This is a genomic window from Mesorhizobium sp. M1409, assembly GCF_040317535.1.
Classification (GTDB): Bacteria; Pseudomonadota; Alphaproteobacteria; order Rhizobiales; family Rhizobiaceae; genus Mesorhizobium.
Genome location: NZ_JAMYKV010000036.1, coordinates 55,705 through 64,739 on the forward strand (window position 1 = coordinate 55,705; position 9,035 = coordinate 64,739).

Here is a 9,035-nt window from a genome sequence, read left to right on the forward strand (position 1 = left end):
GGGCGGCAAAATGATCTCAACATCTCACGAGTACACAACGCCAGAAATATTGATTGCTCACACTGCTCTAATCCGATCGCTTTTTCTCATTTTAACCCATCGTGGCGTCTTGAATGACCAAATTCTCGATGCGGTGTTCACGATGACAAAAGAAGATATAGGCCTCGGCGTGGGTGTGGATCCCCAGTTCTCCAAGGGCGCGTGCGCCTTCGTGGACATGATGCGCGACAACATGAAGCCAACCGCGCCCAGCCTGAAGACCAAGATGTAGCGCCATCAACCACCTTTGGCCTTGCCATAAGCGTTCGGCCGCGTGTCCGGCGTATAGATCAGCCCGACTTTCTTGCTGCCGCACTTGGCGCATTTCAGCTTCGGAATGAGATCATCCGCCATCGCTGGCGCATCAGGTCCGAACCGATCGCGCAGCTTCACTAGGTCCAGCACCTGATTATGATTGCAGCGCGAATGATGGCAGTGCGCCATCACGGTCATCTTTGAATCGATCAGCGATTGGAACGTCCAGCCTTTTGCCATCACGCCGATATAGCACGGTCAGCCGGCCAATCGCGGTATTGCGTCGTCCTGGCGCGTGGCATGTCCTACGGCTTTGGTTTCAGCTAGGCACCTTCATGAAGTCAGCGCGGTGCGCGCGTAGTCGACGAAGCCGTGTTGAAAGGCGGCAAGCACGGTTGACGCCAGAAGCTCGCCATCCACCGATTTGCGGTCCAATCTGGCATCGGCGCATATCTGGTTGAACACGCGCTGACAGGTCGCCAAATCGTCCGGGCTTAGGAATTGGCTTTGCGGGATACGAAGCATCTCTCTACCCCTCAAAAATGGGCGAGAGTGCAATTCTAGTCTCCCAAGCGGCGATGCCCCTCACACGAGCGCCGACGTAAGGAATCCTACGCCTTATCGCGGAATTTGCGAGTCATTCCTCCCGAAAATCCTGCAGCGAAGCATGGCGCAAGTCCTCCTCGCCACGCAAGTGCTTTACGCGACCGATCAGGCCTGGCTTGACCCACTGCGTCGCCGGCCGCTTCATGCCCTTGGGCGCCGTCCCTGCGTGCTGCTGGACGCGCTGCCAGAGCCGTTCGCGCAATTCCCGGTTCAAGGTGATGAACGCGCTGCCGACATAGCGCCCGGTGCCTCGCTCGGCCATCAGCGCGAAAGCGGGCTTGCCCGCCTCTCGCTCTACGCCGAGCAGTTCATATTCATCGACCGAATAGCACTTGGCTTTGAGCCAGTTCGTTGATGGTCCTGACCGATATTTGCTGCCCTTGCGCTTCGAGACCATGCCCTCAAGGCCGGCTTGGTCGATGAGGTGGAAGACGGCCTTGGCGTCGCCGGGAAGAGCCTGGCTGAACTGGAGACGCTGGCCATTGGGGATCAGTGCGGCCAGGATCTCACGGCGGTCCTCTAGCGGCATGTCGCGCAGATCATGACCATTGAGGTGCAGAAGGTCGAACGCCACGAAATAGAGGTCGTGCTGGCGCCGTGTAATGGCCTTCCGCAACTCGCCGAAGTCAGACAGGCCGGCATCGTTCAGAACGATGATCTCGCCGTCAATGATGGCGCTTTCCACCTCTAACTCGGCGGCGGCTTTGGCCAGGTCACGGTATTTCGATGTCCAGTCCAGACCACGGCGGGTGAAGATGCGTACGCCCTCGGCATCCCTGACGATCTGGGATCGGTAGCCGTCAAATTTCACCTCGTGAATCCAGCCATCGCCCTCGGGAGGCCTCTCGACCAAGGTGGGCATAAGCGGAGGAATGAACGACAACCGGACGCCACCGGCACGCTTACGCATGGAACTCCCCGCAACTCGAATTTGATTCAATATCGCAGAGGCCGTTTCCGTTCCCTTAGCAATTGGTGCAATGTTCTCGGAACCTTCCGCCCAATTCCGCTGTTCTGCAGGAGGTCGGTGGAGTGGAGATGTCGTTTGCGAAATCTGACGGCAGAGCAGTCGCGAGCAGCGCCCGCGCTATTAAACTGGTCCCGGGTGCGGCTTGGCGCCAAGTCCAATCTTGGCGAAGACTTGACCGCGAGTTTGAGAACGGCCGCAGAATTCCGAGTCCGGGCAAACTCACCCGCATACCGCAAGCGTTCGAGGGAGCCGGTGTTGTCTTTACCTCTGGAGCGCCCCGAACTCTCTGAAGGTGAGGCTGGTGTAATCGGCTCCAATGAGATGTAGCGCGCTGCCGGTCCGTAGCGGTCCCGAAGCTTGGCGAGGTCGAGCACCTGACTATGGTCGCAGGGCGCCCAATGGCAAAACGCCGTCACCGTCATCTTACGTCGATCAGCCATTTTGCGATTGAGCCGACATAGGGCGGGTCCGTTCAGTCCGCCAATGCGCGACCAACCTGACTGACCTTGTATGCGGGACACTACGGGATCGTTTGAACTTGTTGACCGCTTCAAACTTGCCAAGGTCCCACTTCTGCAAGTTCCCTTAGGATCCCATCGGCTAGCTGCTTTATGTCGTCGAACGTTGACGGCGTCGACATGCGGATACCCGAGGCGGCAACCTCCTCCGGTTTGTAGCGCTTGGCGCCGATGTCATTCTCAAGAGCTTGGATATGTTCGGTCGCTGCGCTTTGCGTCAATAACTGCAGAATTTGTTCCTGCCAAATTTCGTCCTCGGCGCGAGTCGGCCAGGTTTCCTCATCGACTAGGTGATGACCGTGGGCTCGGAACGTGGCCAAAACAAATGTTGCGCAGGTCAAACCCTTTCCTAACGGCGGGGGAATGAAGTTGCCAGATTCGTCAAAGCATTCACCGCGCATATCAAATCCGTAAGGGATATTCGGATGCTCATTTCTAAGTGTCTCGAAGAACGCGGCGGAAACACGCTTATTCATCTCATCCAGTGGAGCGAGATCAAGCCATATGTATTTGTCATCAGGGCGTTCAAATCTTAAGTCGTGATGCCACGCCAAGTGAGCCAGCGTAAGCCCGACAGCCGTGCTTTGGTAAATAACCCCAATGTGATTGCCGCCATGGGAGAGGCGCGCAATTGCCAACCCAATCACGTCAACAGCATTGAGCGGTTGCGCCGGCGGTCTATTGAGCAAATTTCTATAGCCCCTTAAGCAAGCGATCGGCGTCCAGATTGCGATCTCTCAGCGCATTCCTTGCATTCTCAATGATGTTTTTCCACCCGGGAATCTTCCTTCGTGCTGTATTTGCAGCCCTAAGTGCAGCTACCATAATGTCTGGCTTAGCGCTGTCAGCAGTGCTGACATAAGTCAGCAGCTGTCTAAGAAAATCAAATGAGTTGCTCGCGACGAGTTGGCGAATTCCAGCTATTGCCTTGACCAATTGTGCCTGAGACGACTGTTCCGATTCTGTTTCGGGAAACAGCCAAGTGAGATTTGTTGGCGCGCTTGCCGGGAGCTTGGCACGAGCGGAATATTGTCCGGGCACAAGCAATCTCACTTCAGGCCCGGCGTCAGGATACCCACACACTACCATCTGAGTGCTGGCCGAGATTGTCCGATCACCGACGAGGCCGACATGCCAACGAGAAAATCTATCTGCCGCTTCCCCAATACTAAAAAAAACGAAGCCTTCTGATGAAACATCCATGCGATGAGGAAAAACCCAATCGTGTTCGAAGTCATCTTGGTCCAAGAGCTTGTCGTAATCGATCAGTGATGCACCACCTGAAGAAATTTCCGGCCTTAGCATTGTAGTCATCGAGTACTTGAGTGAGGACATCGCCCTGAGCTTCCATCTTTTCATCGGTGGCGAAGTCGGTATCGATCAACATCCCTAAAGACTGTGTATCGACCCGCTTAACCAACCCCGTATTGATCCTAACTGTTCCTCGTTCGGTACTTGCAAGATAAGTGCAGGATTGCTCTGAAAGCTCATCGCCCTGGAAAATACCGGCTCCTGCTAGGCCTATCACTTCGCGCTTGATTAGGTTTTCCCAGGGGTCGTGTAGCAGGCCCAAGCCGGCCCGATCTATGATATTCCGATACCTTAATCCAACTCGATTAATGTGCGATATATCGTAAACTGTTCTCGCCGCCTCAAGCATGGAAAGAACCCCTGCGCGGAAATTCCCCCAGCCTGTATATCTCGTGGACGTGAGCGCGATAAATTCGCTACTAAGGCTAATTCGGTCCGCACCATCTGCTGTAGCGAAATCATAATGCGAGCTTACAATTTGCCTTGGCTGACTTCCAGGTTCCGTGAAAGTCAGTTCGACGGTTGGGCGGACGTTGATTTCTGGGAACTCCTTGCGGATTATCCGATGAAATCCGACCGGCAGCTCCTGCTCGATCTCGAGCAGACGCGGAAATTTAAGTTGGCAAATAACCTCTGCGAGAGGATTTGCGGAAAAGACGGTGCGAGTTGATTGCGGGATTCGCATTTAAAGCCCTAGCGCAAAGGGGCGACCCTTCATTTGATTCGCTCTCCCTTCATTCATTGACTTTTAATGTAAGGGTTTTTCGATCTGGTAAATAGGAGTGCGTCCTAAAATCGATTGCCCCATCAAACTTTGCCGACCGTAGGAGATGGCACTGGCCGGCTTGAGCGGCCACCAAGCCAGCGCCAGCACGAGGCCAGCGGAGACGGTGAAGGCCAAGCCAGGGCGGGAGCCGAAGGCGATGGTCGCCGACACCTTTTTTCTCGGTCATGTCGCATTCCTCCGGTTAAGAGCAGAGATGGTTTTCGCCCAAGGGGACGGCGGCGCGATCTTTTCGCACTCTGCCAGGATCTCATCGATCTCGACCTTGAGGTCGTCCACGGTTGGCATTGTGGTGCCCGCATTCCACATGGCGCCGATATAGCGGGGCTTGGGTGCTGTAGTGCTCATGAATGATTTCCTTTCATGGTTTTAAGGTTTGGCTCCCCAGCACGCCGACATTGAGCGGTCCGCCCAGTCAGCGCCGCCGGGCAGGCCTTCGACGTCATCGGACGTCCACTGACCGCCCGATCCGTCATTGCCGGTTCTTGCTACAAATTCTTTTACGTCGGCGGACCAGTCCAGAACGGGCCGCTGTGGCAACGGCAAGCGAAAGTCGTGAACGCGTCCCCGGTTGATGTCCTGATGCACCGCGCACGCCAGCGTCGCGGTAAGGTCTTCCACCGCCATCACCGCCCTGGCCTGGTCGAGTTCCGAGGCTCCCAGGATTTCCATTGCCTCCCGGATCAACAGCGGCCATTCAGCCGTCATCACCGCCAGGCACGCTTTCACAGCCGGGTCGTATCCATCCGTGGATTTCGCCCTCCAACTTGATCGCCGACGCTCCGCCCGATCTGGTCGGCCACCATGGCCGTTATTGATGTTGGAGTTCTGGCGCCGTGCTGCGTCGGCAGCTTGCCGGTCGATCATACGCCGGCCATCAGCCAGAACGACCACAGGCAATGAACCGCGCTCCACAGCCCGGCTGATGGTTGACGGGTTGACGCCGATAGTGGCGGCGTATGCGGACATTGTGAGGAGAGCTGCTGACATCAGACTATTTTCAACAGGTCAAGATTGCGCGGGAACAGGGCTCTCGGGCTTGCGCCATAAGGAGCCGGCGGATTTGCATGGTGCACATGCCCATGTTTTGGAGGGCTGTGGCTAGAGATGGTAGGAGCCCTCGCCGGTCCCTCAATGCTGTATGTGCTCACGGGGAACCGCTCGTTTCTGGCGATCGGTGCAGGCAGACCAGCCCGGATGCCGATCTGCCTGCGACGCAAGACCATTTGACTGGCCGCACCTTTCGTTGAACTGCCGAGCCGGTGCCTAACCGCTGTGAAAGACACCGGCTCTTTGCCCTTGAAGGACTGACAGGAACCACAAGGGCAATAGGTGAGACCGGGCAGCCGAAGCGGTCCGGTCTCGTTGGTATGGGGGTGAAGGATTCCCGCCATGCTAAACTATTCGCCTTCCGGCCCATCGATGCTGAGCAAGGCGCGTGCATCCACGTCCTGCCGGTGATCGAGGCCAGCGGCATCGACAAGCTGAACCTCGGCACGCTCGGCGGCCAGGAGGTCAGCGGTAAGTTGGGTGATCTTGGTGTTGCGTTCGTCCTCGCTCAGTGCGCCGGTGTCGTTGCTGGTCTTGTCGATCTCGGCATCGAGGGCAGCGATGAGTTGATCCTTGAACGCCCACGCGAGCAGGCCGAGCGCATCGGGTGACTTGGCAACGATGTGTGCGCGGGCAGCGCCAGGCGCAACGTACTGTTCGACATCCACCTTGGCCTGTGACCAGATCACATCTTGGCCGTGTCCGATTGCTGCCTGGACGTTGGGTGCACCACGTCGAGCGAGAGCAGCGATCTGTGCCCGGACTGAGGCCTTAACGTCAGACGATCGACAGGGCGCCTCGTAAGCGGCATTGAGCGCATTCTTGACCTTGGCTATCTGGGCGCGTGCGGCTTCGATATTGACGGGCTTCGGTACCTTGCCACTGAAGGCTTCGAAGGGTTTCCCCTGCCAGCTTGCGGCCAAGTAGCGTTCGGCGCGATCAAGGACGTGGCGAGCCTGGGACTGCCTGCGCGCGAGCAGCTCACGACGCTCGTCGATCTTGGCGAGATCCGCTTTGGCAGACGCGAGTTTCGCGCGGGCGTCGACAACAGACGCGTGCTCCTCGCCCTCGGCAGACGGCCCAAGCACAACCGGGTTATTTCCAACACGCAGCATGGTGTCGGGATCGGTGAGCGAGCGCAGCCGGATTTCTCTCTCTTGCACCAGCGTCTTAGTGTGTTGGTGTAGATCATCGAGGCCACGGTACGCGGCATAGGCATCCTCGGTCGTATCGCGCAAAGCCAGCAGCTTGATGCGGATCTCGTCGGGCAGCATGTCGATGACGTCCGGCGTCGGACCAATCTGGCGAATTACGCCGTTCTCGGCGTTCGCCGTGTTGACGTTCTCGACGGCCTGAGCCCAGCTAGCTTGGGCGCGAGAGGCGCGGCCATACACGGTCATGCGGAATTCCTTCTGTGTTTCGTTAAGGCCGAATCTGCGCCTCGAAACGCTGGTCGCCAAGGTGCTGAAACGCTGGCAAACGCTGGTAAACGCTGTGAGAGAGGAGTTGCCAAGTTGGCGGCTCCTACTATTCGCGCGGTCGGTAGGTGGCGAGGAGGCCGCTCGCCTTCAGCCGGGAGATCGACACCATCCAGCGCGTGCCGTTGATCTTCTTGCCGATGTCAAAGTCGCGGCACCAATCGAGCATGGTCTGCTTGGCGACGTGGAACCTGTGGCTGGCCTCGCCGCTGGTGGTCCAATCATCTTCAGGAGTGGACAAGTTGGCCAGACCATCCAGGTCGACTTCGCTCTGGACAGCCTTGGCTGCCGACAGCGCAGCCTCCAGATGGTGAATGAGGTTGGCGAGGTCGCTCATGCGGCGCCACCGGTTTCGCCCGACATCAGGGAACGATATCGCCCGCCACGAGTTGGGAACCCATGGATATCATGAAACCCCACGGACGCGGCATGGCGGCTGATACTGAACTTACCAATGCCTTGGAGCGCATCAACCGGACAGAGCTTGCGCTTGAACGCACGGAACAAATGCTGGCCGAGAATATCGCGCTGCGCAAAAGGATGCGATCTCTGGTCGAAGCCGCACACTTTGTGAAGATCGAGCAGCATCAATAGGGCAGCAGCCCATCCCTGAATCTTTCTTTTTCCAAAGCGGACAAGGTTTAAGTTCTTTTTCTGTTTTTGTTTTTGTTCAGGTCTATGTCTCAGGTCTATGTCTCGGTTTCTGTCTCTGTCTCTGTGTGTGTACAGGACTGGTGACAGGGCTGTGAGCAGGGGTGTCATGATGATCCACCCCCCATTCGCCGAGTTTGCAGAAGCCTCTCGTTAGGATTGACGCTAACGACGTTAGCAGGCGGATCAGCACCGAAGGTCCGCTTCGCCCATTCGGTCGCCATGAAATCGGCCTCGGCAGCTTCTCTGATATCGTCGCTGTCGATGTGGTCGATGATCTTCATGGTACCCTTGGCGTGATCCTTGTTCGTCGGGATGTTGCCTTTGTGCTGAAACCATTTCTTGACGTAGGTTTCCGCAGTCGCCGGATCGTGCATGACGAGATCGGCCTGCACGACATCGGCGAGCGCTCGGCGGTATTGATCCGACTGCCAGGCAAGATCGGCCAGGGCGTAGCCCTCCCTGATCCGGCAACACCCAGCGCTAGTCTGGTGGGGACCGGAGATCAGGTAGAGCATCAGAACGCGCCCATCGCTGCTCAGCGACAAGAACGACCTAGATCCCCAGATGGCTGGCGAGACGGGGGCGAAGTCGCGGCTCATGTCGCGCCGCCTTTCCGCAATGCCGCATGGTGGCGACGGTGACACGGTGCGCACCAAAAAACGACGTTAAGTGCATCCCGGTGATCTTCGTGGTGTGCCTCTATACGCCCGGGCAGATCGCACTTTTCACAACGATCTGGCGGCACCAAGATGCCCCTCCTGATCGCCGATGCTGTTGCCGAGTGTGCCCAGGCCGCGACCGGGTTACGATGCCTCCACCGTGCTTGCGGTGTGTCTTGGCGGTTGCGTTTGCGTGTCGGTTTGCTATGGTCCGAAACGTCACATGCCGGGTAGGTTGATGACGTTTCGAAGCCGGTGAGCGTGGTTGCACACGCCGCCGGCTTTCCATTTTGAAGGCTCATGTTGCGCGCCCCCACCGAATTCCCTGGGCGCGTCGGATTGCTTCAACGGCCTGCAATGTATTCAGCCCAAATCGGACCCGGATCTCGGGAACAACCGGGCTGGGGTGGTCCTTGGCATTCGCCAGCCATTCGGCTGCGGTCTGCACGTCGGCATCGGGATTGAGGTCGGTCATCAGGCTGCCCTCTCCTCGGCTGCGGCAATGACGGCCAGGATTGCGCCATAGCGCCACCGGCTGATGCCAGGCGCCGGATGGATCGGCTTGGGAACCCTACCGCGAGAAATTAGACGGTAGAGGGTTGCCTTATTGATGGGAGAGTGACGGCCGCCAATGATTTGGCAGGCTACATCGGCGGTAACGAGATCATCGTCGCTGAAGTCCATTGGGTGTTCCTTGCGCTTGGTTGCAGT

Annotated in this window: 16 protein-coding genes; 2 read left to right on the top strand and 14 right to left on the bottom strand. The window is 57.6% G+C overall.

What is annotated here, in order from left to right; all coding sequences use genetic code 11:
- The first annotated feature begins 10 nt into the window (after positions 1-10).
- A complete protein-coding gene (locus NKG99_RS24280; protein WP_352871291.1) occupies positions 11-271 on the top strand; it encodes a hypothetical protein in 261 nt (86 codons plus the stop codon).
- Between the two features lie 5 nt (positions 272-276).
- On the opposite strand, the gene NKG99_RS24285 is transcribed toward NKG99_RS24280, so the two are convergent.
- The 11 genes from NKG99_RS24285 to NKG99_RS24335 form a co-directional block, all read right to left on the bottom strand.
- Entirely contained in the window at positions 277-534 is a 258-nt protein-coding gene (locus tag NKG99_RS24285; RefSeq protein ID WP_352871292.1) for a hypothetical protein, read from the bottom strand.
- Between the two features lie 93 nt (positions 535-627).
- Positions 628-819, bottom strand: a complete 192-nt coding sequence (locus tag NKG99_RS24290) for an F-box protein (protein ID WP_352871293.1) — start codon at positions 817-819, stop codon at positions 628-630.
- A gap of 112 nt (positions 820-931) precedes the next feature.
- A complete protein-coding gene (locus NKG99_RS24295) occupies positions 932-1,810 on the bottom strand; it encodes an ATP-dependent DNA ligase (protein WP_502913089.1) in 879 nt (292 codons plus the stop codon).
- Between the two features lie 610 nt (positions 1,811-2,420).
- Entirely contained in the window at positions 2,421-3,077 is a 657-nt protein-coding gene (locus NKG99_RS24300) for a hypothetical protein (protein ID WP_352871294.1), read from the bottom strand.
- 4 nt (positions 3,078-3,081) lie between these two features.
- The gene (locus tag NKG99_RS24305; RefSeq protein ID WP_352871295.1) at positions 3,082-3,636 is read right to left on the bottom strand and encodes a hypothetical protein; all 555 of its coding nucleotides are present in this window, start codon (positions 3,634-3,636) and stop codon (positions 3,082-3,084) included.
- Positions 3,623-4,384: a TIGR04255 family protein gene (locus NKG99_RS24310; protein ID WP_352871297.1), complete on the bottom strand. Its 762-nt coding sequence runs from the start codon at positions 4,382-4,384 to the stop codon at positions 3,623-3,625. The genes NKG99_RS24305 and NKG99_RS24310 overlap by 14 nt, the downstream gene beginning before the upstream one ends.
- 63 nt (positions 4,385-4,447) lie before the next feature.
- On the bottom strand, positions 4,448-4,636 hold the full coding sequence (locus tag NKG99_RS24315) for a hypothetical protein (protein ID WP_352871298.1): 189 nt from the start codon (positions 4,634-4,636) through the stop codon (positions 4,448-4,450).
- Between the two features lie 12 nt (positions 4,637-4,648).
- Positions 4,649-4,831 carry a hypothetical protein gene (locus tag NKG99_RS24320; RefSeq protein WP_352871299.1) on the bottom strand — a complete coding sequence of 61 codons (183 nt, stop codon included), beginning with the start codon at positions 4,829-4,831 and terminating at the stop codon, positions 4,649-4,651.
- Positions 4,832-4,852: 21 nt separating this feature from the next.
- Positions 4,853-5,452, bottom strand: a complete 600-nt coding sequence (locus tag NKG99_RS24325; RefSeq protein WP_352871300.1) for a hypothetical protein — start codon at positions 5,450-5,452, stop codon at positions 4,853-4,855.
- A 431-nt stretch (positions 5,453-5,883) separates the two neighbouring features.
- Complete coding sequence (locus tag NKG99_RS24330; protein WP_352871301.1) at positions 5,884-6,933, bottom strand: hypothetical protein; 1,050 nt, start codon at positions 6,931-6,933, stop codon at positions 5,884-5,886.
- Between the two features lie 127 nt (positions 6,934-7,060).
- Positions 7,061-7,348 (bottom strand): hypothetical protein, encoded by a 288-nt coding sequence (locus tag NKG99_RS24335; RefSeq protein ID WP_352871303.1) that lies wholly within the window; start codon positions 7,346-7,348, stop codon positions 7,061-7,063.
- A 62-nt stretch (positions 7,349-7,410) separates the two neighbouring features.
- Here NKG99_RS24335 and NKG99_RS24340 point away from each other — a divergent pair, with 62 nt between their 5' ends.
- A complete protein-coding gene (locus tag NKG99_RS24340) occupies positions 7,411-7,605 on the top strand; it encodes a hypothetical protein (RefSeq protein WP_352871305.1) in 195 nt (64 codons plus the stop codon).
- 164 nt (positions 7,606-7,769) lie between these two features.
- Here the strand turns inward: NKG99_RS24340 and NKG99_RS24345 are convergent, their stop codons facing one another.
- The 3 genes from NKG99_RS24345 to NKG99_RS24355 all read right to left on the bottom strand — a co-directional run bounded on the left by NKG99_RS24345 (position 7,770) and on the right by NKG99_RS24355 (position 9,008).
- The gene (locus tag NKG99_RS24345; protein WP_352871306.1) at positions 7,770-8,264 is read right to left on the bottom strand and encodes a hypothetical protein; all 495 of its coding nucleotides are present in this window, start codon (positions 8,262-8,264) and stop codon (positions 7,770-7,772) included.
- Positions 8,265-8,622: 358 nt separating this feature from the next.
- A complete protein-coding gene (locus NKG99_RS24350) occupies positions 8,623-8,799 on the bottom strand; it encodes a hypothetical protein (RefSeq protein WP_352871307.1) in 177 nt (58 codons plus the stop codon).
- Positions 8,799-9,008 carry a helix-turn-helix transcriptional regulator gene (locus NKG99_RS24355; protein ID WP_352871308.1) on the bottom strand — a complete coding sequence of 70 codons (210 nt, stop codon included), beginning with the start codon at positions 9,006-9,008 and terminating at the stop codon, positions 8,799-8,801. The genes NKG99_RS24350 and NKG99_RS24355 overlap by 1 nt, the downstream gene beginning before the upstream one ends.
- Positions 9,009-9,035 lie beyond the last annotated feature (27 nt).

Excerpts from the sequence above, each read along its gene's own strand:
- NKG99_RS24310 (WP_352871297.1), bottom strand. The coding sequence starts at position 4,384 with ATGCGAATCCCGCAATCAACTCGCACCGTCTTTTCCGCAAATCCTCTC.
- NKG99_RS24285 (WP_352871292.1), bottom strand. The coding sequence starts at position 534 with ATGGCAAAAGGCTGGACGTTCCAATCGCTGATCGATTCAAAGATGACC.
- NKG99_RS24345 (WP_352871306.1), bottom strand. The coding sequence starts at position 8,264 with ATGAGCCGCGACTTCGCCCCCGTCTCGCCAGCCATCTGGGGATCTAGG.
- NKG99_RS24290 (WP_352871293.1), bottom strand. The coding sequence starts at position 819 with ATGCTTCGTATCCCGCAAAGCCAATTCCTAAGCCCGGACGATTTGGCG.
- NKG99_RS24320 (WP_352871299.1), bottom strand. The coding sequence starts at position 4,831 with ATGAGCACTACAGCACCCAAGCCCCGCTATATCGGCGCCATGTGGAAT.
- NKG99_RS24355 (WP_352871308.1), bottom strand. The coding sequence starts at position 9,008 with ATGGACTTCAGCGACGATGATCTCGTTACCGCCGATGTAGCCTGCCAA.
- NKG99_RS24335 (WP_352871303.1), bottom strand. The coding sequence starts at position 7,348 with ATGAGCGACCTCGCCAACCTCATTCACCATCTGGAGGCTGCGCTGTCG.
- NKG99_RS24325 (WP_352871300.1), bottom strand. The coding sequence starts at position 5,452 with ATGTCCGCATACGCCGCCACTATCGGCGTCAACCCGTCAACCATCAGC.
- NKG99_RS24280 (WP_352871291.1), top strand. The coding sequence starts at position 11 with ATGATCTCAACATCTCACGAGTACACAACGCCAGAAATATTGATTGCT.
- NKG99_RS24295 (WP_502913089.1), bottom strand. The coding sequence starts at position 1,810 with ATGCGTAAGCGTGCCGGTGGCGTCCGGTTGTCGTTCATTCCTCCGCTT.
- NKG99_RS24350 (WP_352871307.1), bottom strand. The coding sequence starts at position 8,799 with ATGACCGACCTCAATCCCGATGCCGACGTGCAGACCGCAGCCGAATGG.
- NKG99_RS24340 (WP_352871305.1), top strand. The coding sequence starts at position 7,411 with ATGGATATCATGAAACCCCACGGACGCGGCATGGCGGCTGATACTGAA.
- NKG99_RS24330 (WP_352871301.1), bottom strand. The coding sequence starts at position 6,933 with ATGACCGTGTATGGCCGCGCCTCTCGCGCCCAAGCTAGCTGGGCTCAG.